Annotated in this window: 23 protein-coding genes; all 23 read right to left on the bottom strand. The window is 70.1% G+C overall.

Annotated features, from left to right (window positions below):
- Positions 1-34 precede the first annotated feature (34 nt).
- Positions 35-1,477 carry a F0F1 ATP synthase subunit beta gene (atpD, locus tag WQO_RS24700; protein ID WP_010060165.1) on the bottom strand — a complete coding sequence of 481 codons (1,443 nt, stop codon included), beginning with the start codon at positions 1,475-1,477 and terminating at the stop codon, positions 35-37.
- Complete coding sequence (locus WQO_RS24695; protein WP_010060166.1) at positions 1,477-2,394, bottom strand: F0F1 ATP synthase subunit gamma; 918 nt, start codon at positions 2,392-2,394, stop codon at positions 1,477-1,479. The genes atpD and WQO_RS24695 overlap by 1 nt, the downstream gene beginning before the upstream one ends.
- Before the next feature lie 3 nt (positions 2,395-2,397).
- The gene (gene atpA / locus WQO_RS24690; RefSeq protein WP_010060167.1) at positions 2,398-3,969 is read right to left on the bottom strand and encodes a F0F1 ATP synthase subunit alpha; all 1,572 of its coding nucleotides are present in this window, start codon (positions 3,967-3,969) and stop codon (positions 2,398-2,400) included.
- A 128-nt stretch (positions 3,970-4,097) separates the two neighbouring features.
- Positions 4,098-4,913, bottom strand: coding sequence for a F0F1 ATP synthase subunit delta (locus tag WQO_RS24685; RefSeq protein ID WP_058954089.1), 816 nt, complete (start codon positions 4,911-4,913; stop codon positions 4,098-4,100).
- Positions 4,910-5,446, bottom strand: coding sequence for a F0F1 ATP synthase subunit B (locus WQO_RS24680; RefSeq protein WP_010060169.1), 537 nt, complete (start codon positions 5,444-5,446; stop codon positions 4,910-4,912). The genes WQO_RS24685 and WQO_RS24680 overlap by 4 nt, the downstream gene beginning before the upstream one ends.
- Positions 5,447-5,487: 41 nt before the next feature.
- The gene (atpE, locus tag WQO_RS24675) at positions 5,488-5,718 is read right to left on the bottom strand and encodes an ATP synthase F0 subunit C (protein WP_006127588.1); all 231 of its coding nucleotides are present in this window, start codon (positions 5,716-5,718) and stop codon (positions 5,488-5,490) included.
- Between the two features lie 88 nt (positions 5,719-5,806).
- Positions 5,807-6,640, bottom strand: a complete 834-nt coding sequence (gene atpB, locus WQO_RS24670; protein WP_010060171.1) for a F0F1 ATP synthase subunit A — start codon at positions 6,638-6,640, stop codon at positions 5,807-5,809.
- Between the two features lie 200 nt (positions 6,641-6,840).
- Positions 6,841-7,281 carry a hypothetical protein gene (locus WQO_RS24665; RefSeq protein WP_010060173.1) on the bottom strand — a complete coding sequence of 147 codons (441 nt, stop codon included), beginning with the start codon at positions 7,279-7,281 and terminating at the stop codon, positions 6,841-6,843.
- 267 nt (positions 7,282-7,548) lie between these two features.
- A complete protein-coding gene (locus WQO_RS24660; protein WP_010060174.1) occupies positions 7,549-8,946 on the bottom strand; it encodes an MraY family glycosyltransferase in 1,398 nt (465 codons plus the stop codon).
- Between the two features lie 84 nt (positions 8,947-9,030).
- On the bottom strand, positions 9,031-10,320 hold the full coding sequence (locus WQO_RS24655; protein WP_010060175.1) for a serine hydroxymethyltransferase: 1,290 nt from the start codon (positions 10,318-10,320) through the stop codon (positions 9,031-9,033).
- Between the two features lie 145 nt (positions 10,321-10,465).
- The gene (locus tag WQO_RS24650; RefSeq protein ID WP_010060176.1) at positions 10,466-11,107 is read right to left on the bottom strand and encodes an arsenate reductase/protein-tyrosine-phosphatase family protein; all 642 of its coding nucleotides are present in this window, start codon (positions 11,105-11,107) and stop codon (positions 10,466-10,468) included.
- Positions 11,104-11,751, bottom strand: a complete 648-nt coding sequence (locus tag WQO_RS24645) for an L-threonylcarbamoyladenylate synthase (protein WP_010060177.1) — start codon at positions 11,749-11,751, stop codon at positions 11,104-11,106. Before WQO_RS24645 ends, WQO_RS24650 begins: the two co-directional genes overlap by 4 nt.
- Positions 11,752-11,803: 52 nt before the next feature.
- Entirely contained in the window at positions 11,804-12,649 is an 846-nt protein-coding gene (prmC, locus tag WQO_RS24640) for a peptide chain release factor N(5)-glutamine methyltransferase (protein ID WP_010060178.1), read from the bottom strand.
- Between the two features lie 40 nt (positions 12,650-12,689).
- Complete coding sequence (prfA, locus tag WQO_RS24635) at positions 12,690-13,766, bottom strand: peptide chain release factor 1 (RefSeq protein ID WP_010060179.1); 1,077 nt, start codon at positions 13,764-13,766, stop codon at positions 12,690-12,692.
- Between the two features lie 155 nt (positions 13,767-13,921).
- Complete coding sequence (gene rpmE, locus WQO_RS24630) at positions 13,922-14,146, bottom strand: 50S ribosomal protein L31 (RefSeq protein ID WP_003966263.1); 225 nt, start codon at positions 14,144-14,146, stop codon at positions 13,922-13,924.
- A gap of 165 nt (positions 14,147-14,311) precedes the next feature.
- Entirely contained in the window at positions 14,312-15,415 is a 1,104-nt protein-coding gene (locus tag WQO_RS24625) for an LCP family protein (RefSeq protein ID WP_058954088.1), read from the bottom strand.
- A 186-nt stretch (positions 15,416-15,601) separates the two neighbouring features.
- Complete coding sequence (locus tag WQO_RS24620; RefSeq protein WP_010060182.1) at positions 15,602-17,323, bottom strand: trypsin-like serine protease; 1,722 nt, start codon at positions 17,321-17,323, stop codon at positions 15,602-15,604.
- A 152-nt stretch (positions 17,324-17,475) separates the two neighbouring features.
- Positions 17,476-19,503, bottom strand: coding sequence for a transcription termination factor Rho (gene rho, locus WQO_RS24615; RefSeq protein ID WP_010060183.1), 2,028 nt, complete (start codon positions 19,501-19,503; stop codon positions 17,476-17,478).
- A 389-nt stretch (positions 19,504-19,892) separates the two neighbouring features.
- Positions 19,893-20,810: a homoserine kinase gene (gene thrB / locus WQO_RS24610; protein ID WP_030810984.1), complete on the bottom strand. Its 918-nt coding sequence runs from the start codon at positions 20,808-20,810 to the stop codon at positions 19,893-19,895.
- Positions 20,811-21,206: 396 nt separating this feature from the next.
- On the bottom strand, positions 21,207-22,277 hold the full coding sequence (gene thrC / locus WQO_RS24605; RefSeq protein ID WP_010060188.1) for a threonine synthase: 1,071 nt from the start codon (positions 22,275-22,277) through the stop codon (positions 21,207-21,209).
- 7 nt (positions 22,278-22,284) lie between these two features.
- Positions 22,285-23,586, bottom strand: a complete 1,302-nt coding sequence (locus WQO_RS24600; protein WP_029182243.1) for a homoserine dehydrogenase — start codon at positions 23,584-23,586, stop codon at positions 22,285-22,287.
- 96 nt (positions 23,587-23,682) lie between these two features.
- Complete coding sequence (gene lysA / locus WQO_RS24595; RefSeq protein WP_010060192.1) at positions 23,683-25,074, bottom strand: diaminopimelate decarboxylase; 1,392 nt, start codon at positions 25,072-25,074, stop codon at positions 23,683-23,685.
- Positions 25,075-25,106: 32 nt separating this feature from the next.
- Positions 25,107-26,255, bottom strand: a complete 1,149-nt coding sequence (gene nrtL / locus WQO_RS24590; RefSeq protein ID WP_010060194.1) for an ArgS-related anticodon-binding protein NrtL — start codon at positions 26,253-26,255, stop codon at positions 25,107-25,109.
- Positions 26,256-26,336: the final 81 nt, after the last annotated feature.

The following is a 26,336-nucleotide window of genomic DNA, read 5'->3' as shown; positions in this document are numbered from 1 at the left end:
GGGACACACCCACCCCCCTCGGTGAGCCGGAGGCTCAGGAGACGCCGAGCTCCTTGGCCTTGGCCTTGAGGTCGTCCAGGCCACCGCACATGAAGAACGCCTGCTCGGGGAAGTGGTCGTAGTCCCCGTCGCAGATCGCGTTGAACGCGGCGATCGACTCGTCGAGCGGGACGTCCGAACCGTCCAGGCCGGTGAACTGCTTGGCGGCGTGGGTGTTCTGCGACAGGAAGCGCTCGACGCGACGGGCACGGTGGACAACGAGCTTGTCCTCCTCGCCCAGCTCGTCGATACCGAGGATCGCGATGATGTCCTGGAGGTCCTTGTACTTCTGCAGGATCCCCTTGACGCGGCTGGCCGCGGCGTAGTGGTCCTGGGAGATGTACCGCGGGTCCAGGATGCGGGACGTCGAGTCCAGCGGGTCCACGGCCGGGTAGATGCCCTTCTCCGAGATCGGACGGGAGAGAACCGTCGTCGCGTCGAGGTGGGCGAACGTGGTGGCCGGGGCCGGGTCGGTCAGGTCGTCCGCGGGGACGTAGATCGCCTGCATCGAGGTGATCGAGTGACCACGCGTCGAGGTGATGCGCTCCTGGAGCACACCCATCTCGTCGGCCAGGGTCGGCTGGTAACCCACTGCGGACGGCATACGGCCGAGCAGCGTGGAGACCTCGGAGCCGGCCTGCGTGAAGCGGAAGATGTTGTCGATGAAGAGCAGCACGTCCTGCTTCTGCACATCGCGGAAGTACTCCGCCATGGTCAGGGCGGACAGGGCCACGCGCAGACGCGTCCCCGGCGGCTCGTCCATCTGGCCGAAGACGAGCGCGGTCTTCTCCAGAACGCCCGACTCGGTCATCTCGTCGATGAGGTCGTTGCCCTCACGGGTGCGCTCGCCGACACCGGCGAACACCGACACACCGTCGTGCAGCTTCGCCACACGCATGATCATTTCCTGGATGAGGACCGTCTTGCCGACGCCCGCACCACCGAACAGACCGATCTTTCCACCCTTGACGTACGGGGTGAGAAGGTCGACGACCTTCAGGCCGGTCTCGAACATCTCGGTCTTGGACTCGAGCTGGTCGAAGGCCGGGGCCTTGCGGTGGATCGGCCAGCGCTCGGTGATCTGCGCCTCGGCCTCCGGCTCGTTCAGGATCTGACCGAGGGTGTTGAACACCTTGCCCTTGGTGATGTCACCGACGGGAACGGTGATGCCCGTGCCCGTGTCGATGACCGGGGCCTGGCGCACCACACCGTCGGTGGGCTGCATCGAGATCGCGCGGACCATGCCGTCGCCCAGGTGCTGGGCGACTTCGAGGGTCAGCGTCTTGCGAGCGCCCTCCTCGGCCGGGTCGGCGACCTCGATGTGGAGGGCGTTGTAGATCTCCGGCATCGCGTCGACGGGGAACTCCACGTCGACGACCGGGCCGATGACCCGGGCGACGCGGCCCGTGGCAGCGGCCGTCTCAACAGTGGTCGTCATTACTTGTCACTCCCCGCGGTCGCGTCGGCCAGAGCACTGGCACCGCCGACGATCTCGCTGATTTCCTGGGTGATTTCGGCCTGGCGGGCCGCGTTGGCAAGCCGGGACAGGCTCTTGATGAGGTCCCCGGCGTTGTCGGTGGCCGACTTCATCGCGCGGCGGCGGGCGGCGTGCTCGGAAGCGGCAGCCTGCAGCAGTGCGTTGTAGATACGGCTCTCGACGTAGCGCGGCAGAAGGGCGTCCAGGACGTCCTCGGCCGACGGCTCGAACTCGAAGAGCGGGAGGATCTCACCCTTGCGGGTGCTCTCCTCGGCCACGTCGTCGAGCGAAAGCGGCAGCATCCGGGCGTCGACCGCGTTCTGCGTCATCATCGACACGAATTCCGTGAAGACGATGTGCAGCTCGTCGACGCCGCCCTCGGCCGTCTCCTTCTGGATGGCCTCGATCAACGGGGCGGCGACGCGCTTGGCATCGCTGTACGCCGGGTTGTCGGTGAAGCCGGTCCAGGAGTCGGCGACCTTGCGCTCGCGGAAGCCGTAGTACGCGACACCCTTGCGGCCGACGATGTACGTGTCGACCTCCTTGCCCTCCGAGGCAAGGCGCTCCCGCAGTCGCTCCGCGGCCTTGATGGCGTTGGAGGAGTAACCGCCGGCCAGACCGCGGTCGCTCGTGATGAGCAGGACCGCGGCCCGGGTCGGCGTCTCGACCTCGGTGGTGAGCGGGTGGTTGGCGTCGGAGCCGGTCGCCACCGCGGTCACCGCACGGGTGAGCTCGGTCGCGTACGGCTGCGATGCCGCCACCTTGCGCTGCGCCTTGACGATGCGCGAGGCGGCGATCATCTCCATCGCCTTGGTGATCTTCTTGGTCGCGGTGACGGCTTGGATGCGGCGCTTGTAAACGCGAAGCTGAGCGCCCATCGATCAGCCCTCGCCCAGGAGCTTGCCGTCCGAGGTCTCGAACTGCTGCTTGAAGGCGGCGATCGCGTCGGCGATCGACTGCAGCGTGTCGTCGGACATCTTGCCGCCCTCGGCGATGCTGGTCAGGAGGTCCTTGCGCTCACGGCGCAGGTACTCCAGCAGCTCGCTCTCGAAGCGGCGGATGTCCTCGACCGGGACGTCGTCCATCTTGCCCGTGGTGCCGGCCCAGACCGAGACGACCTGCTCCTCCATCGGGAACGGGGCGTACTGCGGCTGCTTCAGCAGCTCGACCATGCGCTTACCGCGCTCCAGCGAGGCCTTCGAGGCCGCGTCCAGGTCGGAACCGAAGGCGGCGAACGCCTCCAGCTCGCGGTACTGGGCGAGGTCCACGCGAAGCCGGCCGGAGACCTGCTTCATGGCCTTGTGCTGGGCGGAGCCACCGACTCGGGAGACCGAGATACCGACGTTGAGCGCCGGACGCTGACCCGCGTTGAACAGGTCGGACTCCAGGAAGCACTGGCCGTCGGTGATGGAGATGACGTTGGTCGGGATGAACGCCGACACGTCGTTCGCCTTGGTCTCGACGATCGGGAGGCCCGTCATCGAACCGGCGCCCATCTCGTCGGAGAGCTTCGCGCAGCGCTCCAGCAGACGGGAGTGCAGGTAGAAGACGTCACCCGGGTAGGCCTCGCGGCCCGGCGGGCGGCGCAGCAGCAGGGACACGGCGCGGTAGGCGTCGGCCTGCTTCGAGAGGTCGTCGAAGATGATCAGGACGTGCTTGCCCTGGTACATCCAGTGCTGGCCGATGGCCGAACCGGTGTACGGCGCCAGGTACTTGAAGCCGGCCGGGTCGGACGCCGGGGCGGCGACGATGGTCGTGTACTCCAGCGCACCGGCCTCTTCGAGCGCACCACGCACGGAGGCGATGGTAGAACCCTTCTGACCGATGGCGACGTAGATGCAGCGGACCTGCTTGTTCACGTCGCCCGAGCGCCAGTTGTCGCGCTGGTTGATGATCGTGTCGACGGCCAGCGCGGTCTTACCCGTCTGACGGTCGCCGATGATCAGCTGACGCTGGCCGCGGCCGATCGGCACCATGGCGTCGACGGCCTTGTAGCCGGTCTGCATCGGCTCGTGCACCGACTTGCGGACCATGACGCCAGGGGCCTGCAGCTCGAGGGCGCGACGGCTGTCGGTCTCGATCTCGCCGAGACCGTCGATCGGGTTGCCGAGCGGGTCGACGACGCGGCCGAGGTAGCCCTCGCCGACGCCGACGGAGAGCACCTCACCGGTGCGCTGCACCGGCTGGCCCTCCTCGATTCCGCTGAACTCGCCGAGGACGATCGCACCGATCTCGCGCTCCTCGAGGTTGAGGGCGAGACCGAGGGTGCCGTCCTCGAACTTCAGCAGCTCGTTCGCCATGGCGGAGGGCAGACCCTCCACCTTCGCGATGCCGTCGCCGGCAACGCTGACCGTACCGACCTCCTCGCGCGAGGCCGCGTCCGGCTGGTACGACTGGACAAAGTTATCCAGTGCGTCCCGGATCTCCTCCGGCCGGATCGTGAGCTCCGCCATCTGGGTTCCCTGCTCTCCTTGTTGGGCCCGAAGTTTCTTAAGGGGGTCTGGGGGCCGACCCCCAGGAATCTTCTGCAATTTCTGCACGGCCCAACCGGGCCGCTGGTCTTGCTAGGTCTTGCTCTGTCTCAGCCGGCCATGCGACGGGTCGCCTCGTCGAGGCGCTCCGCGACGGTGCCGTTGATGATCTCGTCACCGACACGCACCGAGACCCCGCCGAGGACCGAGGGGTCCACGTCCAGGTTCAGGTGCATCTCGCGGCCGTAGAGCTTCGCCAGAGCGGCGCCGAGGCGCTGCTTCTGCCGGTCGCTGAGCGGCACCGCCGAGGTGACGACGGCGACCATGCGGTTCCGGCGCTCCGCGGCGAGCTTGGACAGCGAGTCCAGCCCTGCTTCCAGGCTACGTCCACGCGGGTGGGTCACGAGGCGGACGATGATCCGCTCGGTGACCGGCTGCGCCTTGCCGCCGAGCAGGCTGCGCAGCAGCTCGCCCTTGGCGGACGCGGTGGCCGTACGGCTGGTCAGCGCGGAACGCAGCTCCGTGTCGGAACCGACGATCCGGCCGAACCGGAACAGCTCGTCCTCGACGTCGTCGAGGCTGCCGCCGCGCTGGGCCGCGGTGAGGTCGGCGGTGTTCGCCAGCTCCTCGACCGAGTCCACCAGGTCACGCGACTGCGACCAGCGGGACCGGACGAGTCCGGAGACCAGGTCGACGGTCTCGCCGCCGACCTGTCCGCTGAGCAGACGCGTGGCCAGCTCGGCCTTGCTCTCGCCGCTCTGGGCCGGGTCGGTGAGAACCCGGCGCAGGGATACTTCGCGGTCGAGCAGCGAGGTGACCGAGGCCAGCTCCTCGGCGAGCTTCGCCGCGTCGACCGACGTGTTGTCGGTCAGCGCGTCGAGACGCTCGCGTGCGGCAGCCAGTGCTTCGCGGCTCGCGCCGTTCATCGGGCCGCCTCGGCCTTCGCCTCGAGCTCGTCGAGGAACCGGTCGACGGTGCCGCTCTGCCGGGCGTGGTCCTGGAGGGACTCACCGACGAGCTTGCCGGCCAGGTCGGTGGCGAGCTTGCCCACGTCCTGACGCAGCGCCGAGGCGGCGGCCTTGCGGTCGGCCTCGATCTGGGTGTGGCCGGCGGCGATGATCTCCTCGCGCTGGCGCTGACCCTCCGCCTTCATCTCCTGGATGATGACGGCGCCCTGCTCCTGCGCCTCCTGGCGCAGACGCGCGGCCTCGTGGCGGGCCTCGGCGAGCTGGGCCTTGTACTGCTCAAGAACGCTCTGCGCCTCGGTCTGAGCCGCTTCTGCCTTCTCGATGCCACCTTCGATCGCCTCGCGACGCTCGTCCAGGGCCTTGTTGATGGCCGGGAGGAGCTTCTTGTAGAACGCGAAGAAGACAATGCTGAAGCAGATCAGACCGATGACGATCTCGGGCCAGACCGGCAGCAGCGGTGACTGCGGCTCCTCGGCTGCCAGATGCAACATGGTGGACCTTTCGTCGGAAACGTATCGTCAGGTCGCCGGGACTACTTCGGGTAGATGAAGGGGGCGACGAAGCCGATCAGGGCCAGGGCCTCGATGACCGCGAAGCCGAGCAGCATGTTCTGGCGGATCAGGCCGGCCGCCTCGGGCTGACGGGCGATGGCCTGCACACCGTTACCGAAGATGATGCCGATACCGACGCCGGGGCCGATCGCCGCGAGGCCGTAACCGATGGTGCCGACGTTGCCCACAACGGCTGCGAGAGTCTCAGACATGGATCTGTGATTCCTTCTCTTGATTGGCCGGTGGAGATTGCGTCCACCGGACGTTCTAGGGGGTGTCCGGGTGGTGGCCCGGGTGTCCTCAGTGCGCTTCTTCGAGCGCCTGGGACAAGTACGTGGCGGTCAGCACGGTGAACACGTAGGCCTGGAGCGCCTGGATGAACATCTCGAAGACGGTCAGGGCCAGGGTCACGGCGAACGACGCGGTGGCGTAGACGGTGCCGAGCACGGTGCCGAGCATGTACCAGGTCGCGATCGTGAAGACCAGGATCAGGATGTGGCCGGCGAACATGTTCGCGAAGAGCCGGACCGCCAGCGTGAAGGGGCGCACGAAGATGTTCGAGACGAACTCGATCGGCGTCAGGATCACGTAGATCGGCTTGGGCAGGCCGCTGGGTACGCACAGGTTGCGGATACCGCCGACGAAGCCGTTGCTCCGGAAGGTCACCGTCATGTAGACGACCCAGACCAGCAGGGCCAGTCCGACCGGGTACGCGATGAGCGAGCTCACCGGGAACTGTGCGATCGGGATGATCGCCCAGAGGTTCAGCATCCAGACGAAGAAGAACAGGGACACCAGCAGCGGGACGAAGGGCTCGCCCTTCTTGCCGATGATCTCCTTGGCGATGCCCCGGTGCACGAAGTCGTAGAGCGTCTCCGCGATCATCTGGAGCTTGCCCGGGACGACCTTGGGCTTGGAGAAGCCGGCCCAGAACAGAGCCAGGATGGCGAAGGTCCCGATGATCGCGAGCAGCATCGGCTTGTTGAACTCGACCGGCCCGATCGAGAAGATCGGGTCGAAGATGAACGACCACGCGCTCGGGGCTGGGAATCCGCACGAGCCCTGGAACAGGTGGCAGTCAACCTCGAAGGCGAGCGTCTGGGCGTCAGCAGTCACCAGGAGCTCCTTCTGCATGGCGCATGGATACGGCTACCTCGTTGTATCGGAGCGGCTGGCAGCCGCAGGTCGGCACCGGACTGGTTCTTACGGTGAGGAGGCGGCGGCTGGGCCCGAAGCCTCGCGATGTATCAGGCGACAGCCGTGTTGTCCGCGCCCGCAGTACCGCAACCGAGACCGGACGATAGCAGCATGTCGAACAGGGCTTTATCCCGGCCCTACTGGTCATGCTTCCCCTCGGTTCCGCCGGGGGTCTTCTCGCTCTCCCCGTCGGGATCGACGTACAGGGTCTTGCTCCTGGCGTGCAGCACGGTCTGCGTGACGATCCACGTGATCACCGAGACGACCAGCGTGAGGGCGAAGACCTGGAGGTCGAAGAGAGAGGTGTTCCTGATGGCCATGATCAGGCCGAGCAGGAGCACGAGCTGGACCGAGTAGACCAGCAGCCCCATGCCCTGGAAGAGGTGCGGCATCGACTTGGCGACCCACTGCAGCGCCAGCTGCCCGAGGGCCATGAAGAGGATGACCACCACACAGCCCACGACGGCGCCGACCGCCCCCTTGCCGCCGACGACGAGCCCGCCGACGAGCGTGGCGATGGCTCCCACCGCGGCGGTGGGGGTGGCGATGCGCAGTACTTCGCGCATGTCGGACTGCATGGCGGCAGCTCCACTGGTCTGAGAGGAGGAATGGGGCGTCGTCATGGACGAGCGTAGGCCCGGTCCGCGAGGCGGATTACCAGGCCAATGGACCGTCCTACCAGGGTCCTTCGGCTCCGTCACCGGGTCTCGTGAACGGTATCACAAACTATTTGATGAGGTCTTTACCTGGAAAGTGTGCCAACTGTCACACATGAGGGTTAACCCGCGCGTGTGTGCACGACAAGGCGTCGCAATGTCTGCTAATGCACCGCGACTTCCGAATCGTCAACGGGAGGAATCGACGGAACGGCGATCGGAGAAACGCGAACGAGCGCCGATCGCGGTAGCGCCGTTGACGCCGGACACCCCGACCGCCACAGGGGCCCGTTCGGCGTCCTCCTCGCCCATCTGAGCGCCCCCCGCGCCCTGTTGGGCCCCGGAGGCCACGGGCACCGGCTGCTCGCCCGAGGAGGGCGAGGGAGAGGATTCCTGCTCCGCGGCCCGGTGGCGGTAGCGCGGCGGCACGAAGCGGTTGGCCCAGTGCGGGGTACGCGGGGTGAAGCGCGGCAGCAGCAACAGGATCAGACCGACCGCGCTCGCCCCCACGATCACGAACACGATCCACATCGAGGCCGAGTGCACGGAGTAGCTGACCGTGCCGAAGGCGATCAGGGCCGACCAGAAGTACATGATCAGCACGGCCCGGCTGTGCGAGTGCCCGATCTCCAGCAGCCGGTGGTGCAGGTGGCCCCGGTCGGCGGCGAACGGCGACTGGCCGTTCCAGGTGCGCCGGACGATGGCCAGGATCAGGTCGGCGGCCGGGATCGCGATGATCGTCAGCGGCAGCAGCAGCGGGATGAAGACCGGGAACATCGCGTGGGTCGCCCCGCGCTCACTGCCCTCGAAGAAGATCCGCATGTTGTCCGGGTCGACCTGGCCCGTGATCGAGATCGCGCCGGCCGCCAGCACCAGGCCGATCAGCATCGAGCCCGAGTCGCCCATGAAGATCCGCGCCGGGTGCATGTTGTGCGGCAGGAAGCCGAGGCACATGCCCATCAGGATCGCCGCGAACAGCGTCGCGGGGGCCGCCGCCTCGATCCCGTACCCCATCCAGAGCCGGTAGGCGTACAGGAAGAACGCCGCCGAGGCGATGCACACCATGCCCGCCGCGAGCCCGTCGAGGCCGTCGACGAAGTTCACCGCGTTGATCGTGATGACGACCAGCGCCACCGTGAGCAGCGTGCCCTGCCACTGGGTGAGGGCGACCGTGCCGACGCCGGGGATCGGCAGCCACAGGATCGTGAGCCCCTGGATGACCATGACGGCGGCGGCGATCATCTGACCGCCGAGCTTGATCAGGGCGTCGATCTCGAACTTGTCGTCGAGCACGCCGATCAGCCAGATCAGGGCGGCTCCGGAGAGCAACGCCCGTGGCTCGTTGGAGAGTTCGAAGACACCCTGCAGATTGAACAGGTGGTCGGCGACGATCAGCCCCGCACACAGCCCGCCGAACATGGCGATCCCACCGAGCCGGGGTGTCGGCTCGCGGTGGACGTCGCGCGCACGGATCGCGGGCATCGCCCCGATCGCGATGGCGAACTTACGCACCGGTCCGGTCAGCAGATAGGTCACCGCTGCCGTGACACAGAGCGTCAGCAGGTAATCACGCACGGGCTGCCCCACAGGTTTCGCCGGCCATCTCAGCCCCACACCCTAGTCTCTGATACAAGGACTCAACGGTACGGGTGATGGTTCCATGCGCCTCGCCTACCCCGGATAGGGAGGATTCCGCTCCGCCAGCGCCCGGACCTCCGCCGCGATCGGGCTCACATCGCCCGGCTCCCGTACGGCTGCTCCGAACAGGGCCGCGATGCGGGCCATGTCCCCGTCGTCCATGCCCTGCGTGGTGACGGCGGCGGTGCCGAGCCGGATGCCCCGGGCGTCCCCGTACGGCAGGGCGCACGTGTCGAGGACCATACCGGCCGCCGCCAGGCGCTCACGGGCGGTGCGGCCGTCGACACCGAGCGGGGCCGGGTCCGCGACGACGACATGGGTGTCCGTGCCGCCCGTCGTCACCTCGAAGCCCTCCGCCTCCAGACCGGCGGCGAGCACCCGGGCGTGGGCGACGACCTGGTGGGCGTAGAGCGTGTACGCCGGGGTGGCCGCCTCCCCGAACGCGACCGCCTTCGCCGCCACCGTGTGCATCTGCGCCCCGCCCTGGGTGAACGGGAACACCGCCCGGTCGATCCGCTCCGCGAGATCGGCGCCGCACAGGATCATGCCGCCGCGCGGACCGCGCAGCACCTTGTGCGTGGTGGCGCAGACCACGTCGGCGTACGGGACCGGGTTCGGCGCCGCTCCCCCGGCGATCAGCCCCATCGGATGCGCGGCGTCCACGATCAGATACGCCCCGGCCTCGTCGGCGATCTCCCGGAACAGCGCGTAGTCGGGGTGGCGGGGATAGGAGATGGAGCCGCAGACGATGGCCTTGGGGCGGCGGGCGCGGGCCAGGGCGCGGAGCCGGGTGTGGTCGATGAGCCCGGTGTCCGGGTCGACCCCGTATCCGACGAAGTCGAACCAGCGGCCGGAGAAGTTGCCCGGCGCCCCGTGGGTGAGGTGGCCCCCGTACGGGAGTCCCATCGCGAGGACCGTGTCGCCGGGACGCAGCAGCGCGGCGTAGGCGGCGAGGACGGCGGAGGAGCCGGAGTGCGGCTGGACGTTGGCGTGTTCGGCGCCGAAGAGGGCGGTGGCACGGCGTACGGCGATGCGCTCGGCGGCGTCCGCCTGCTCGCAGCCTCCGTGGTGGCGGGCTCCCGGGTACCCCTCGGCGTACTTGTTGGCGAGCGGGGAGCCGAGGGCGGCCAGGACCGCGGGCGAGGTGAAGTTCTCGGCGGCGATCAGCTGGAGGGTGCCCGCCTGCCGGTCCCGCTCCGCGAGCAGGATCCCGGCGATCTCCGGGTCCTGGCCCAGCAGCGTGCCGAAGTCCTGGGGCAGCGGGTCGGGGTGCTCGGGCGCGGGCGGCACGGCGGCGGGGGCGGCGGGAGAGGTGACCGGCATGGGACGGCTCCGGGCCTGGAGGTGGGTGCGCCGGCGAGGGGTGCCGGTGTCAGCTCCAACGTACGCCGGGGCGGGGCGGCGTGCCCGCTGTCGGAGGGTGCCGTACGCCGGTCGGCGCACCGGCGTACCGCACGGCGCGGGAGGGTCAGTGCGGGGCGCGTACGCCGGTGAGCGCGGTGACGACCGGGTCGAGGGCCTGGTTGATCTCGTCGCCGATCGAGCGGAAGAAGGTGATGGGCGCCCCGTAGGGGTCGTAGACCTCGTCCGCCTCGGCGGTCGGGGCCAGCAGCCAGCCGCGCAGCGCGGCGGCGGCGCGCACCAGGGCGCGGGCGCGCTCGACGACGCCCTCGTCGCGCGCATCGGGCAGGGTGGCCGGGTCTATCGCCCGGACCAGCCGGGTGAACTCCTTGAGCGTGAAGGTGCGCAGGCCCGCGGAGTGGCCCATGGAGATGACCTGGGCGCGGTGGTCGCGGGTGGCGGTGAGGACCAGGTCGGCGCGGATGACGTGCTCGTCGAGCAGTTCGCGGCCGACGAAACCGCTGGCGTCCGCGCCGAAGTCGGCGAGGACGACCTCGGCGTTGGCCTCCATGGGGGCGCCCTCATGGCCCCAGGTGCCCGCGCTCTCCACGATCAGGCCGCCGCTGAGCGGGTCGCCGAGGCGGTCCACCAGGGCATGGCGGGTCAGCCGCTCGGTGATGGGCGAGCGGCAGACGTTGCCGGTGCTGACGTGGAGGATGCGGAAGGTGTCGGTCCGCCCCGCTATGCCACGCCCCTCGGGGGCGGTCAATTGGCCACCTCGAGGTCGGGGACCACCTTGCGCAGCTCCTCCGCGGAGAGGGCGCCGGCGCGCAGCAGGACCGGGGTGGCGCCGGTGACGTCGACGATGGAGGACGGCACGATGCCGGGCGTCGGGCCGCCGTCGAGGTAGACGGAGACGGAGTCGCCGAGCATGCCCTGGGCGGCGTCGCAGTCCTCGGGCGAGGGGTGTCCGGTGAGGTTGGCGCTGGAGACGGCCATCGGGCCGACCTCGGTGAGCAGCTCGATGGCGACCGGGTGCAGCGGCATCCGGATCGCGACGGTGCCCCGGGTGTCGCCGAGGTCCCACTGGAGGGAGGGCTGGTGCCGGGCGACGAGGGTGAGGGCGCCGGGCCAGAAGGCGTCGACGAGCTCCCAGGCCTGCTCGGAGAAGTCGGTGACCAGGCCGTGCAGGGTGTTCGGGGAGCCGATGAGGACGGGGGTGGGCATGTTGCGGCCCCGGCCCTTGGCGTCCAGCAGGTCCGCGACGGCCTCCGCGGTGAAGGCGTCCGCACCGATCCCGTACACGGTGTCGGTGGGCAGCACGACCAGTTCGCCCCGGCGGACGGCCGATGCGGCCTCGCGCAGGCCCGTGGTCCGGTCGGTGGCGTCGTTGCAGTCGTATCGCCGAGCCATCAGCCGGCCTCCTCGGACAGGTGCGGGTACGGGTGGTGGTGCCGGGGGCCGGTCACGGCATGGCCTTGCGGGCGGTGGCGAACCGGGGGCGCTTGTTGAGGTCGGGGTGGTCGGCCGCGTCGGCCCAGCCCCGCTCCTCGGTGAAGATCCAGGGGACCTGGCCGCCCTGGGTGTCGGCGTGCTCGATGACGACGAGGCCGCCGGGGCGCAGCAGACGGTGGGCGGTGCGTTCGATGCCGCGGATGGTGTCGAGGCCGTCCTCGCCGGAGAAGAGGGCCATCTCCGGGTCGTGGTCGCGGGCCTCGGGGGCGACGTACTCCCATTCGGTGAGCGGGATGTACGGCGGGTTGGAGATCACCAGGTCGACCTGGCCGTCGAGCTCGGGAAGGGCGCTCAGGGCGTCTCCCTTGTGCACGGTGACCCTGGACCCCTCGGCGTTCTTCCGCGTCCACCTGAGGGCGTCCTCGGAGAGCTCCACGGCGTGCACCTTGGAGCGGGGGACCTCCTGGGCCATGGCGAGCGCGATGGCGCCCGATCCGGTGCACAGGTCGACGACGACGGGCTCGACGACGTCCATCGCGCGCACGGCGTCTATGGCCCAGCCGACGACCGACTCGGTCTCCGGGCGGGGCACGAAGACCCCGGGTCCGACCTGGAGCTCCAGGTAGCGGAAGAAGGCGCGGCCGGTGATGTGCTGGAGGGGTTCGCGGGCCTCGCGGCGGGCGATGGTCTCCCAGTAGCGGGCGTCGAAGTCGCTGTCGGGGACCGCGTGGAGCGCGCCCCGCTTCACCCCGTGCACGAAGGCCGCGAGTTCCTCGGCGTCGAATCGCGGTGAGGGGACACCGGCGTCGGCCAGCCGCTGGGTGGCCTGGGCCACCTCGGCGAGCAGCAGGTTCATCGCGGTTCTCCGTACGGGGGGTGCGGGGCGGGCGGGTCGCTTACGCGTTGGCGAGCTTGGCGGCGGAGTCGGCGTCGACGCACGCCTGGATCACCGCGTCCAGGTCGCCGTCGAGCACCTGGTCCAAGTTGTACGCCTTGAAGCCGACGCGGTGGTCCGAGATGCGGTTTTCCGGGAAGTTGTACGTCCGGATCTTCTCGGAGCGGTCGACGGTACGGACCTGGCTGCGGCGGACGTCGGAGGCTTCCTGCTCGGCGGCCTCCTGGGCGGCGGCGAGCAGCCGGGACCGCAGGATGCGCATGGCCTGCTCCTTGTTCTGGAGCTGGCTCTTCTCGTTCTGGCAGGAGGCGACGACGCCGGTCGGCAGGTGCGTGATGCGGACGGCGGAGTCGGTCGTGTTGACGGACTGGCCGCCGGGTCCTGACGAGCGGTAGACGTCGATGCGCAGGTCGTTGGCGTGGATCTCGACGTCGACCTCCTCGGCCTCGGGGGTGACGAGCACGCCCGCGGCGGAGGTGTGGATGCGGCCCTGGGACTCGGTGGAGGGCACGCGCTGCACGCGGTGCACGCCGCCCTCGTACTTCATCCGGGCCCAGACGCCCTGGCCGGGCTCGGTGGCGCCGTTGCCGCCCTTGGTCTTGACCGCGACCTGGACGTCCTTGTAGCCGCCGAGTTCGGATTCGGTGGAGTCGATGATCTCGGTCTTCCAGCCGACGCGCTCGGCGTAGCGCAGATACATGCGCAGCAGGTCACCGGCGAACAGGGCGGACTCGTCGCCGCCGGCGCCCGCCTTGATCTCCAGGAGCACGTCCTTGTCGTCGCTGGGGTCGCGCGGGACGAGGAGGAGGCGGAGCTTCTCCGTGATCTCCTCGCGCTGCTTCTCCAGCTCCTTGACCTCGGCGGCGAAGTCGGGGTCGTCCGCGGCGAACTCGCGGGCGGTCTCGATGTCGTCGCCGGTCCGCTTCCAGGCCCGGTACGTGGAGACGATCGGGGTCAGCTCCGCGTAACGCTTGTTCAGCTTGCGCGCGTTGGCCTGGTCGGCGTGGACCGACGGGTCGGCGAGCTTCTTCTCGAGACCGGTGTGCTCACCGATCAGTTCCTCGACCGCCTCGAACATGCGGGGGCTCCTGGTTGCTCTGAGATCTGCGGGCCTGCTGGAGGACGTGACTGCCGGTGGGGCGTCCGTCGGGTCTCCCCCGGACACCCGACCGGAAAAAACGCCGGTTCCGACGCCCCCGGGAAGAGGGCGCCAGGAACCGGCGCAGTGGCTCGCTACTTGCTGGCGGAGCCGGCAGCCTTGCCGAAGCGGGCCTCGAAGCGGGCCACGCGGCCGCCGGTGTCGAGGATCTTCTGCTTGCCCGTGTAGAACGGGTGGCACTCGGAGCAGACGTCGGCACGGATGGTGCCGTTGTCGATGGTGCTCCGGGTGGTGAACGACGCACCGCAGGTGCAGCTGACCTGCGTCTCGACGTACTCGGGGTGAATGTCGCGCTTCAAGGTGTCTCCTAGTTTCGGGAGGGCGCCGGGTCGTCCGCGCGGATTTGCGGGGCCGTGAACCGGGGCCGACGTACCAGTCTGCCAGGACCGGCCGTATCTCCCAAAACCGGGGGCGGGGCGCGGGTATTCCCGCCACCCGGCCGTGCACCCGGGGTGACCGGTGGGCTACTCGACGACCTTGTCGGCGTCGCCCTTGTCGCCGGCCGACTTCTCGGTGGCGGAGGCGGGGATCGGCCGGTCGTTCTTGAGCGCGGCCCAGACCTGCCGTCCGGCCTTCTCCTGCGGCAGCACCCGGTTCGGGTCGGCCGGGTCGTACTCGACGGGCAGGGTCACCATGTGGACGTTGTCGGCGCCGAGCCCCTTGAGACCGCCTGCGAATCCGGTGAGCTTCTTGACGGAGCCGAGTCCGGAGTCGGTGGTGACGGCCTTGGTGGCGGCGTCCGCGAGACCGTAGAGCTTCTTGGGGCTGGAGAACACCCCGACGCTCTTCGCCTGGTCCATCAGCGCCTTGATGAACGCCTGCTGGAGCTGGATGCGTCCCAGGTCGCTGCCGTCGCCGACGCTCTTGCGGGTACGGACGAGCCCGAGGGACTCCTCGCCGTTCAGGGTATGGGTGCCGGGCTCCAGGTCGAGGTGGCTCTTGGAGTCGTCGATCGCGGTCTTGGTGGTGATCTCGACGCCGCCGAGCTCGTCGATGAGCTTCTTGAAGCCGGTGAAGTCCACTTCCAGGTAGTGGTCCATGCGGATGCCGGACATCGACTCGACGGTCTTCACCGCGCAGGCGGGCCCGCCGACCTCGTAGGCGGTGTTGAACATCGCCCGGTGCTCGGCGGGGACCGTCTCGTCCGTGGTGTCGCTCGCGCAGGCGGGGCGCTCTATCAGGGTGTCGCGCGGTATCGAGACGACGCTCGCGGACTTGTGGCCCTTGTCGACGTGGACGACCATCGCGGTGTCCGAGCGGGCCGCGCCCTCGTCCTGGCCGTACTTGCTGTTGTCGCCGGAGCGCGAGTCGGAGCCCAGCACCAGGATGTCCTGCGAGCCGTCGTCGACGTCGTCGGGACGGTCGGCGCCCAGCTTGGCGTCGATGTCGACGCTGGAGAGATTGCCGTCGAGCGCCATGTAGGCGTATCCCAGACCGGCCCCGCCGACGACCACGACTCCCGCCACCGTCCAGGCCGCGACGACCTTGGCCCGGCGCCCGCGGGTCGGCTTCCTCCGTCGGCTGCCGGTGCCGCGTATGCGGCCCGTGCCCCTGCTCTGCTCGCTCACGCGTCTCCCTCGTCACTCCTGTGTGCCCGTGTGCCCCCTGCCGTGGTGTTCCACGCGCGGTCGGCTGTCCTTGAGGACGGCCGAAGCACCAAGAAGGGTTGCATGGATGCCTGTGGCCCCCGTCGGAGGACGGGGGCCACAGGTCTTACGGGCGTACGAGCCGTGAGGCGGCGTTCACCTGGGGATTCAGCCGACGGTGTAGTAGCTGTTCCAGCCGCTGCCGAGCTTGATCTGTGTGGCGAAGATCTCCGAGTCGCCCTTTCCGGTGCCCTTGAGGAGATACAGGTCGCCGGCGGTCGAGCGGGCCACGAGGTCGGCCTTGGCGTCGCCGTTCACATCGCCCGGCGTGACCAGGAGGTTGTACGTCGACCAGTTGCTGCGGACCTTGACCGGCGCCTCGAAGGGGGCCGTGGACTTGCCGGTGCCCTTGACCAGGTAGAGGTCGTTCGTCCCGCCGCGACGGACCAGCAGGTCGTTCTTGCCGTCGTAGGTGAGGTCGCCGTGTCCGCGCACCTGGTTGTAGGCCTGGTAGCCCGTCGCGGCCTTGACCGGGGTGTTGAACTTGCCGTTGCCGTAGCTCGGGTACGTCATGAGGTCGCCCGTGGAGGTGACGGCCAGGATGTCGCCCTTGCCGTCGTTGTTCACATCGCCGGGGGCGACGATCGCCCGGACGGTCTTCCAGTTGCTGAAGATCTTCGTCTTGGCGTACGTCGAGCTGCTCGCCGAGCGGTGCAGCCAGTAGACGTCCCCGGTCGTGCCGTGCCGGGCGATCAGGTCCTGGTAGCCGTCCCGGTCGAGGTCCGTCTGGATGAACAGGTTGTACGCGCTGTAGGACCCGGCGAGCACCTTGCGCGCCGCGAGCTTCTCACCGGAGGAGGGGAAGGTGTACGCGGTCGAGCCGGTGGAACGGGCGAACACGTCGGCCCGGTGGTCACCGCTGAAGCTGGTGTCGTCGATACGGGGCTGGATCGACCGGTAGTAGGTCGACACCTTCGTGTAAGCGTCGTACGTGCCACTCAGGTTGCACGCCTCGACGCTGTTGGCGGGACCCCAGGAGGTGATGCCGATGATGCGTCCGGAGACGAACATCGGGCCGCCGGAGTCACCGGGGCAGGTGGCCTTCCCGGTGGAGTCGTTGCCGGTGCCGCCGATGCCCGCGCAGATCATGTGGCCGGCCTTGTAGGCGCCCGGGACGCCGATGGCGCCGTCGAGGTTCTCGGAGCACTCGGCGTCCGAGCGCAGCGGCTGCTCCAGCCGCAGCAGGGTGTCCGACAGGGGCGAGAAGTCCCAGTCCGAGCCGGTCATGCCCCAGCCGTAGGTGGTGGCCTTCGTCCCCGCGACGTAACGGGCGGTGTCACCGTACGAAGCGGGCTGCGCCGGGGTGTAGCTCAGGGGCTTGGAGAGCGTCAGCAGTGCGATGTCGTTGTCGATCTCGGCCGCGTTGTACGAACCCGCGAAATAGGAGCGGGATATCCCTACAGCGGTCCCTTCGTCCTTGGGGCCGCCCGCCAGTTTGGCCGTTCCCGCGAGCACCATGCCCCGGTTGACCATATCGAGGGCCTTGCCATTCTCGTCGGTGACGCAGTGGGCGGCCGTCATCACCTTGTTGGGGGCGACGAGAGTGCCGCCGCAGGAGAAGTAGAACAGCCCGTCGTTGTCGTACTCGAAAAGCAGCTGCACCATCCAAGGCGCGTCCTTGAAGGCGGTGTTGGAGCCACCGATGATCTTCGGCGAGAGCTTCTGCGGGCTCACCACCTCGACGCCCTTCGGCGGCAGGAAGCGTTCACCGCTCTCCGCGGCCTGGGCTCCGACGGTCAGGCCGCCGCCCAGCAGTGCCAGCGTCGCGGCACCGACGGCCGCCAGGCGGCCGATGATTCGTACTGATCCGGCATGACGCGATATGCGCACGCAAGTCTCCCGTTATCCAGGGGCATCAAGTGGAGGTGCCGTAAGTGGGGGGAGAGTGACGGCGAATTGATATTACATGCAGAAATCCGCCCCGTCACCGGAGTAACGGGGCGGATTCAAGAGGCGGTTGGGAAAACCGCCCAGGGTCTGCGTCAGTCGTTGCCGTTTCCGCTGCCCGGCGTCGTCTTCTGGATCTGGAGCAGGAACTCCGCGTTGGACTGGGTCTTCTTCATCCGGTCCAGGAGGAGCTCGATCGCCTGCTGCTGGTCGAGCGCGTGCAGCACCCGGCGCAGCTTCCAGACGACCGCCAGCTCGTCGGTGCCGAGCAGGATCTCTTCCTTACGGGTGGAGGACGCGTCGACGTCCACCGCCGGGAAGATGCGCTTGTCCGAGAGCTTCCGGTCGAGCTTGAGCTCCATGTTGCCGGTGCCCTTGAACTCCTCGAAGATCACCTCGTCCATGCGCGAGCCGGTCTCGACGAGCGCGGTGGCCAGGATGGTCAGCGAGCCGCCGTCCTCGATGTTGCGCGCGGCGCCGAAGAAGCGCTTCGGGGGGTACAGCGCGGTCGAGTCGACACCACCGGAGAGGATGCGGCCGGAGGCCGGCGCCGCGAGGTTGTACGCGCGGCCCAGGCGGGTGATCGAGTCGAGCAGGACGACCACGTCGTGACCCAGCTCGACGAGGCGCTTGGCGCGCTCGATGGCCAGCTCGGCGACGGTGGTGTGGTCCTCGGCCGGACGGTCGAAGGTCGAGGAGATGACCTCGCCCTTCACCGACCGCTGCATGTCGGTGACCTCTTCCGGACGCTCGTCGACCAGGACGACCATCAGGTGGCACTCGGGGCTGTTGACCGTGATCGCGTTGGCGATGGCCTGCAGGATCATGGTCTTGCCGGTCTTCGGCGGGGCCACGATGAGCCCGCGCTGGCCCTTGCCGATCGGGGCCACCAGGTCGATGATCCGCGTCGTCAGGACGTTGGAGTCGGTCTCCAGACGGAGCCGGTCCTGCGGGTAGAGCGGGGTCAGCTTCTGGAACTCGGGGCGGCCGCGGCCGGACTCCGGCGCCATGCCGTTGACCGAGTCGAGGCGGACCAGCGCGTTGAACTTCTCGCGCCGCTCGCCGTCCTTGGGCTGGCGCACCGCGCCGGTGACGTGGTCGCCCTTGCGCAGGCCGTTCTTGCGGACCTGGGCGAGCGAGACGTACACGTCGTTCGGGCCCGGCAGGTAGCCGGAGGTCCGGATGAACGCGTAGTTGTCGAGGATGTCCAGGATGCCCGCGACGGGGATCAGGACGTCGTCGTCGGCCACCTGCACATCGCCGGCGAAGTCGTCGCGCCCACGGCGGCCGCGGCGGTCGCGGTAGCGGCCACGGCGGCCGCGGCGGCCTCCCGCCTCGTCGTCGAAGTCGTCCTGCGGACCGTTGTCACGGTTCTGCTGGCCCTGACCCTGGCCCTGGCGCTGCGGGCGCTGCCCGCCGCCGCCCTGCTGGCCCTGGTCGTCGCCCTTGCCGCGACGGTCGCGCTGGCGCTCACGGCGGCCCTCGCGGTCACCGCGGCCCTGGCCCTGGCGGTCGCCGCGACGGCCCTCGGCCGTGTCGGTGGCGTTCTCGGCCCGGGCGTCGCCCTTGGGCTCGGCCCGCTCCTCGGTCTTCTGCTGCACCTCGGGCTCCGCCTTCGCCTTGACCTCGGTCTTCGCCTCGGTCTTGGTGTCGGGGCTGCCCGCCTGCGCGGTGGCACGGCGGCGACGGCGCTCGCCCGCGGGCTGGTCGTCGCTGGCCGGCTGGCCGGGGATGTCGATCTGCTGCTGCGCGGCCGTGCTCTTCTCGGCGGCGGCAGCGCCCTCGTCCCCGGTGCGCGCCTTGGAGGTCGCGCGGCGCTTGGGCTTGCTCTCCGCCTCGGCGGGGGCCTCTGCGGCCTTGGAGGAGGCCTTGGGGGCGGCGGATCCGCCACCCGCCTGCGCCTCCTTGATGACCTCGATCAGCTGGCTCTTGCGCATCCGCGCGGTGCCCCTGATGCCGAGGCCGGACGCGACCTGCTGCAGCTCGGCCAGGACCATGCCCTCGAGGCCGGTGCCGGAGCGGCGGCGCCGTGCGGTGGTGCCAGTGGCAGCACCTTCGGCGGGCGCGGCGCTGTCGACGTTCTTGTCGGCAGTGACGCCCATCAGATCGGTGGTGTCGCTCACGAAGGGTCCTTCCCTGGAGCGGACGTCGGCCTTCTGGCTCGGCGACCGGTTGTGCTGTCCGACTGCGGTCTGTTGATCTTGCTGGATCGCGGACCTTGCCGGGGCGGTGGTCCGCCGGGTACGGCGGAGAGATGAACGTGCGGGGTCCGGCGCGAGATCCCCCTGCTCGGCCCACTCCTGGACGAGCGAGGGGTGTCGTGCCGGTTCCGGAGCGTGCTCGAAACTGCTCAGGCAGGCTGCTCAGGCAGTTGGGGAGGCTCCCGGAAGAATGGTGGTCCCGGAGGGGGACACGAAGCAACGCGCCTCAAAGACGTCGGTTGCAGACTTGAGGTTAACACTACCGGCTCCAACAAACATTCCCCCTCTCGCTCACCGGTAATCACATGCGGTTACGCGGCCAGCGGCAGCACACTGGCGCCCGTCGCGTCGAGGGCCAGCCGATTCGCCGCCCAGCCCTCCCCCGCCAGTCGGGCGACCTTGTCGGCCGAACCCTCCTCCGTCAGCGCGAGGACCGTGGGTCCGGCGCCGGAGATGACCGCGGGCACGCCGTCGGCGCGCAGGCGGTGCACCAGCTCCACGCTCTCCGGCATGGCCGGGCCCCGGTATTCCTGGTGGATCCGGTCCTCGGTGGCGGCGAGCAGCAGCTCGGGGCGGCGGGTCAGTGCCTCGACGAGCAGGGCCGCCCGGCCGGCGTTGAGAGCCGCGTCGACGTGCGGGACGGTGCGCGGCAGCAGGCCGCGCGCCGTCTCGGTGAGCACGGGGCGCCCGGGCACGAAGACGACGGGCACGACGGAGTCGGCGGGGTCCATCCGGATCGCCCGGGCCGAGCCGCCGTCCATCCAGGCGAGGGTGAATCCGCCGAGCAGACAGGCCGCGACGTTGTCGGGGTGCCCCTCGATCTCGGTCGCCAGCTCCAGCAGGGCCGCGTCGTCGAGGCGGGCGTCGCCGCCGGTCGTCACGGCACGGGCGGCGACGATTCCGGCGCAGATGGCGGCGGAGGAGGAGCCGAGGCCGCGGCCGTGCGGGATGCGGTTGGCGCAGACGATCTCCAGCCCGCGGGGCTGGCCGCCGAGCAGGTCGAACGCGGTGCGCAGGGAGCGCACGAGCAGATGGCTCTCGTCGCGGGGCAGGCTCTCGCTGCCCTCACCTGCGATGTCGATGTGCAGCCCGGAGTCGGCGACCCGGACGACGACGTCGTCGTACAGCCCCAGCGAGAGGCCGAGGGCGTCGAAACCCGGCCCCAGGTTGGCGCTGGTGGCGGGGACGCGCACCCGGACGGCGGCGGCTCGGAACGCGGGACCGGCCATCGGTCGGACCACTCCTTGTAAGGCGGCGGGGATGCAGTGCGGTGGATCTGCGGCGGCGGGGTCTGCGGGGACGGGGGCGGGACACGGTGCGCACCGGGGCGTACAGGGGATCCGGTGGCCCGTCCCGCGTTCGCCCACGACGGCTGCCGTACCGCAGCGGACCGTCGGGCGGGTGTCGGGCGGATGGGGTACAGCTTATCGAAGGAAGGTTCTGTCGCGACATAGGGCGCACAGGAGGCGCACGATGCGTGTCGCCCGCCTCCTATGCGCTCTCCGCCCCGGAAAGGGGGCGGTTGAGCTGGGTTGTCACGGTTGACCGGGTGATGTCGCCACGGGCGGCGTCACCCTGGTCGGCCGGTGGGCCGCGGCGGCTGCCGCGGCCCGTCCGGCACCGGCTCAGACGAGGCCGAGCTTCTCGGCGGCGGTGGCCGCGTCGACCGGGACCGTGACCGGCTGCGGGGCGCCCGCGACGGCCCAGTCGGGGTCCTTGAGGCCGTTGCCGGTGACCGTGCAGACGATCTTCTGGCCGGGGTCGACCTTGCCCTCCTCGGCCGCCTTGAGCAGACCGGCGACGGACGCGGCCGACGCGGGCTCCACGAAGACGCCCTCCTGGGAGGCCAACAGCCGGTAGGCGGACAGGATCTGCCGGTCCGTCACCTCGTCGATGAAGCCGCCCGACTCGTCCCGCGCGGCGAGCGCGTAGTTCCAGGAGGCCGGGTTCCCGATGCGGATCGCGGTGGCGATGGTGGACGGGTCCTTGACGACCTCGCCGCGCACGATGGGCGCCGAACCGGAGGCCTGGAAGCCCCACATGCGCGGGGAGCGGGAGGAGACGCCGTCACCGGCGTACTCGGTGTACCCCTTCCAGTACGCGGTGATGTTGCCCGCGTTGCCGACCGGCAGGACGTGGATGTCGGGGGCGTCGCCGAGCGCGTCGACGATCTCGAACGCGGCGGTCTTCTGTCCCTCGATACGGACCGGGTTGACCGAATTGACCAGCGCCACCGGGTAGTTGTCCGAGAGCGCGCGGGCCAGGGTCAGGCAGTCGTCGAAGTTGCCGTCGACCTGGAGGATCTTGGCGCCGTGCACGAGGGCCTGGCCCATCTTGCCGAGCGCGATCTTGCCCTGCGGTACGAGGACGGCGCAGACCATCCCCGCGCGCACCGCGTACGCCGCGGCGGAGGCCGAGGTGTTGCCGGTGGAGGCGCAGATGACTGCCTTCGCCCCCTCCTCCTTGGCCCGGGTGATGGCCATGGTCATGCCGCGGTCCTTGAAGGAACCGGTGGGGTTGGCGCCCTCGACCTTGAGGTGCACCTCGCAGCCCGTGCGCTCGGAGAGGACCTGCGCCGGTACGAGCGGCGTACCGCCCTCACGAAGCGTGACGACCGGCGTCGTCGCCGTGACCGGAAGCCGGTCCCGGTACTCCTCGATGATGCCGCGCCACTGGTGGGTGCCCTTGCTGGTCATGGGTCCTTTACTCCCCTTCAACACGCATGATGCTGGCGACACCGCGCACGGTGTCGAGCTTGCGCAGCGCTTCGACGGTCCCGGAGAGGGCGGCGTCGGGCGCGCGGTGGGTGACGACGACGAGCGATGCCTCGCCGCCTCCGTCTGGACGTCCTTGCTGGCGTACCGTATCGATCGATACCCCCTGCTCGGCGAAGACCGTCGCGACCTGGGCGAGGACGCCCGGCTTGTCGGCCACGTCGAGGCTGATGTGGTAGCGCGTGACGACCTCGCCCATGGGGCTGACCGGCAGGCGCGTGTAGGCGGACTCACCGGGTCCGGTGGCCTCGCCCAGTTTGTTGCGGCAGACCGCGACGAGGTCGCCGAGGACCGCCGAGGCGGTCGGGGAGCCGCCGGCGCCGGGCCCGTAGAACATGAGCTGTCCGGCGGCCTCGGCCTCGACGAACACCGCGTTGTACGCCTCGCGGACGGAGGCCAGCGGGTGGCTGAGCGGGATCATCGCGGGGTGGACGCGGGCGGTGACGGAGGCCCCGTCGGCGGCGCGCTCGCAGATGGCCAGCAGCTTGACGGTGCAGCCCATGCGGCGGGCGGAGGCGATGTCGGCGGCGGTGACCTCGGTGATGCCCTCGCGGTGCACGTCACCGATCTTCACGCGGGTGTGGAAGGCGATCCCGGCGAGGATCGCGGCCTTCGCGGCGGCGTCGAAGCCCTCGACGTCGGCGGTCGGGTCGGCCTCGGCGTACCCGAGGGCGGTGGCCTCGTCGAGCGCCTCGGAGTAGCCGGCGCCGCTGGTGTCCATCTTGTCGAGGATGAAGTTGGTCGTGCCGTTGACGATGCCGAGCACCCGGTTGACCTTGTCGCCCGCGAGCGACTCGCGCAGCGGCCGGACCAGCGGGATGGCCCCGGCGACGGCGGCCTCGTAGTAGAGGTCGCGGCCGTACTTCTCGGCGGCGGCGTGCAGGGCTGCGCCGTCCTCGGCGAGCAGCGCCTTGTTCGCGGAGACGACGCTCGCGCCGTTCTCGAACGCGGTGGTGATGAGCGTACGGGCGGGCTCGATGCCCCCGATGACCTCGACGACGACGTCGATGTCGCCGCGCTGCACGAGCGCGGTCGCATCGGTGGTGATCAGTGCCGGGTCGATGCCCTCACGCACCTTCGAGGGCCGGCGGACGGCCACACCGGCGAGCTCCACGGGCGCGCCGATGCGCGCCGCGAGGTCGTCGGCGTGCGTCGTCATGATGCGCGCCACCTCTGAGCCGACCACACCACAGCCCAGCAGCGCCACCTTCAGCGGACGCGTACGCATCATCCGACCTCGTTTCTCATACATGCACATGTGGGGACCAGTCTCACTCACCGGACGGGAGTTTCTGACCCCCGTCCGGATCCTGAGATGACTATTTCATCAGCCGACATCGAGACGCAGGAGATCTTCCTCCGTCTCGCGCCGGACGATCACGCGCGCCTCGCCTTCCCGGACGGCGACGACCGGGGGGCGCAGCGCGTGGTTGTAGTTGCTCGCCATGGAACGGCAGTACGCGCCGGTGGCGGGGACGGCGATCAGGTCGCCGGGCGCCAGGTCGGCGGGGAGGAACGCGTCCTTCACCACGATGTCACCGCTCTCGCAGTGCTTGCCGACGACCCGGACGAGCATCGGCTCGGCGTCCGAGGTGCGGGAGACCAGCGCGACGCTGTACTCGGCGTCGTACAGCGCGGTGCGGATGTTGTCCGACATGCCGCCGTCGACGCTGACGTAGGTCCGCAGCCCCTCCAGGGGCTTGATCGTGCCGACCTCGTAGAGCGTGAACGCGGTGGGTCCGACGATGGCGCGCCCGGGCTCGACGGAGATCCGGGGCGTGCGCAGCTTCGCGGACTCGCACTCCCGCGTGACGATGTCGCTGAGCGCCTTGGCGATCTCGTGCGGCTCGCGGGGGTCGTCGTCGGAGGTGTACGCGATGCCGAGGCCGCCGCCGAGGTCGATCTCGGGCAGTTCGACGCCGTGCTCGTCGCGGATCTCGGCGAGCAGCTGCACCACGCGCCGGGCGGAGACCTCGAAGCCGGCCATGTCGAAGATCTGCGAACCGATGTGGGAGTGGACGCCGATGAGTTCGAGGCCGTCGAGCGAGAGCGCGCGGCGCACGGCCTCGGCGGCCTGCCCGTCGGCGAGCGCGATGCCGAACTTCTGGTCCTCGTGCGCGGTGGCGATGAACTCGTGGGTGTGGGCCTCGACGCCGACGGTGACGCGGATCTGCACGCGCTGGCGCACCCCGTGGCGCTGGGCGATGTGGGCGACGCGGACGATCTCCTGGAAGGAGTCGAGCACGATCCGCCCGACGCCCGCCTCGACGGCCCGCTCGATCTCGGCGACGGTCTTGTTGTTGCCGTGGAAGGCGATGCGCTCGGCGGGCATACCGGCGTCGAGAGCGGTGGTCAGCTCTCCGCCGGAGCACACGTCGAGGTTGAGCCCTTCCTCCTTGAGCCAGCGCACGACGGCACGGGAGAGGAAGGCCTTGCCGGCGTAGAAGACGTCGGCGTCGGGCCCGAAGGCGTCGGCCCAGGCGCGGCAGCGGGCCCGGAAGTCGCTCTCGTCGAGGAAGTAGGCGGGGGTGCCGAACTCCTCGGCGAGCCGGGCGACGGCGATCCCGCCGACGGTGAGGGCACCGTCCGCGTCACGGGTGACGGTGCGCGACCAGACCTTCTCGTCGAGGGCGTTGAGGTCGGCGGCGGGGGCGGAGTAGTGCCCCTCGGGGAGGACGTCGGCGTGACGGGGGCCTGCGGGGTGTGCGGAGCGGCTCATCGTGATGCTCTCTCGGGTCTCTTCTGATCTCGTCAGAGATGTTCGGGCGCGCGGATGCCGAGCAGGGACAGGCCGCCTGCCAGCACCGTCCCGGCGGCTTCGGCGATGGCCAGCCGGGCGCGGTGGGCGGCCGAGGGTTTCTCGTCACCGGCGGGCAGGGGCGGGCAGGAGTCGTGGAAGTCGAAGAACGCGTGCGCGACGGCTTCCAGCTGCCGGGCGACCCGGTCGGGCGCGCGGTGACGGGCCCCGGCGAGGAGGACGCCGGGGTGGTCGGCGATGAGGTCGAGGAGGGGGCGGGCGGCGCGGTCGTACGGGGCGGGCGCGGCGTTCGCGGCGGGCCCGGCCGGGCTTGCGCCGTACGGGGCTGCCTCGGCGGCCCCGGCGGGGCTTGCGCCGTACGGGGCTGCCTCGGCGGTGAAGCCGAGGGCGGCGGCCCCGCGGGTGAGGGCGCGGGCCCTGGCATGGGCGTAACGGACCCGGAAGAGCGGGTTGGCCTCGCCCTGGACGAGCAGTTCGGGGCCGAGGGCGGCGCGGTCGTGTCCGGCGGCCCGCAGGAGACCCCAGCGGGCCGCGTCGGGCCCGAGCCGCTCCAGCAGCTCCCCCGCGGTGGCCCCGGCGGGAACGGGGCGGATCTCGGTGAGGGGTGTGGGGGGTGTCCCGTACGCGTTGACGGTGACGCCGAGGCGGACCCAGTCCGGGTCGGGCGCCTGGTCGCAGGTGGTCCGGCCCCGGGCGCCCTGGGCGACGAGGAGCCGGAACACGGCCTGGGCGGTGACGGCGGCGCGGACCTCCCGCGCGTGGTGGAACTGGTGGATCTCGTCGCGGAGCGCGTCCCCGTGCCCGTACGCGAGGCCCTGCTCCCGTACGGCGGCGAGCACGGCCCGGTCGCTCTCGGCCGGGGCGTCGAGGGTGAAGCTCAGGAACCCCGGCCCGGTGATCTCGACCCGCCCGACGCCGGGCTCGGCGGCGACGCGTTCACGCAGGATGCGGGCGACCTCCAGGGCGGGCAGCGCGGCGGGCCCGGCGAGCTGGAGGGCGACGGCGCAGGCGTAGTCGCCGCTGCCCCCGGGCCGGGTCCGCTCCACCCGCACGCGCGCGGGCACGGGCGCGTGCAGCGCATCCTCGTCGACCGCGCGGCGCACGGCGTGCAGCACGGTCCGGGAGAGATCGGCGGGGGTCACGGGTCAAGCGTAGGTGAGAGAGGGGGGCACTTTGCGACCCGGTTTCGCCATCCGGTCGGCCGGGCCCGGTTCCACGGCGCG

Source organism: Streptomyces globisporus C-1027 (genome assembly GCF_000261345.2).
Taxonomy (GTDB): domain Bacteria; phylum Actinomycetota; class Actinomycetes; order Streptomycetales; family Streptomycetaceae; genus Streptomyces; species Streptomyces pakalii.
This window is presented reverse-complemented; position numbering and strand designations above follow the sequence as displayed.

Excerpts from the sequence above, each read along its gene's own strand:
- atpD (WP_010060165.1), bottom strand. The coding sequence starts at position 1,477 with ATGACGACCACTGTTGAGACGGCCGCTGCCACGGGCCGCGTCGCCCGG.
- WQO_RS24695 (WP_010060166.1), bottom strand. The coding sequence starts at position 2,394 with ATGGGCGCTCAGCTTCGCGTTTACAAGCGCCGCATCCAAGCCGTCACC.
- atpA (WP_010060167.1), bottom strand. The coding sequence starts at position 3,969 with ATGGCGGAGCTCACGATCCGGCCGGAGGAGATCCGGGACGCACTGGAT.
- WQO_RS24685 (WP_058954089.1), bottom strand. The coding sequence starts at position 4,913 with ATGAACGGCGCGAGCCGCGAAGCACTGGCTGCCGCACGCGAGCGTCTC.
- WQO_RS24680 (WP_010060169.1), bottom strand. The coding sequence starts at position 5,446 with ATGTTGCATCTGGCAGCCGAGGAGCCGCAGTCACCGCTGCTGCCGGTC.
- atpE (WP_006127588.1), bottom strand. The coding sequence starts at position 5,718 with ATGTCTGAGACTCTCGCAGCCGTTGTGGGCAACGTCGGCACCATCGGT.
- atpB (WP_010060171.1), bottom strand. The coding sequence starts at position 6,640 with ATGCAGAAGGAGCTCCTGGTGACTGCTGACGCCCAGACGCTCGCCTTC.
- WQO_RS24665 (WP_010060173.1), bottom strand. The coding sequence starts at position 7,281 with ATGCAGTCCGACATGCGCGAAGTACTGCGCATCGCCACCCCCACCGCC.
- WQO_RS24655 (WP_010060175.1), bottom strand. The coding sequence starts at position 10,320 with ATGCCGGTCACCTCTCCCGCCGCCCCCGCCGCCGTGCCGCCCGCGCCC.
- WQO_RS24645 (WP_010060177.1), bottom strand. The coding sequence starts at position 11,751 with ATGGCTCGGCGATACGACTGCAACGACGCCACCGACCGGACCACGGGC.
- prmC (WP_010060178.1), bottom strand. The coding sequence starts at position 12,649 with ATGAACCTGCTGCTCGCCGAGGTGGCCCAGGCCACCCAGCGGCTGGCC.
- prfA (WP_010060179.1), bottom strand. The coding sequence starts at position 13,766 with ATGTTCGAGGCGGTCGAGGAACTGATCGGTGAGCACACCGGTCTCGAG.
- thrB (WP_030810984.1), bottom strand. The coding sequence starts at position 20,810 with ATGGCCGGTCCCGCGTTCCGAGCCGCCGCCGTCCGGGTGCGCGTCCCC.
- thrC (WP_010060188.1), bottom strand. The coding sequence starts at position 22,277 with ATGACCAGCAAGGGCACCCACCAGTGGCGCGGCATCATCGAGGAGTAC.
- WQO_RS24600 (WP_029182243.1), bottom strand. The coding sequence starts at position 23,586 with ATGATGCGTACGCGTCCGCTGAAGGTGGCGCTGCTGGGCTGTGGTGTG.
- lysA (WP_010060192.1), bottom strand. The coding sequence starts at position 25,074 with ATGAGCCGCTCCGCACACCCCGCAGGCCCCCGTCACGCCGACGTCCTC.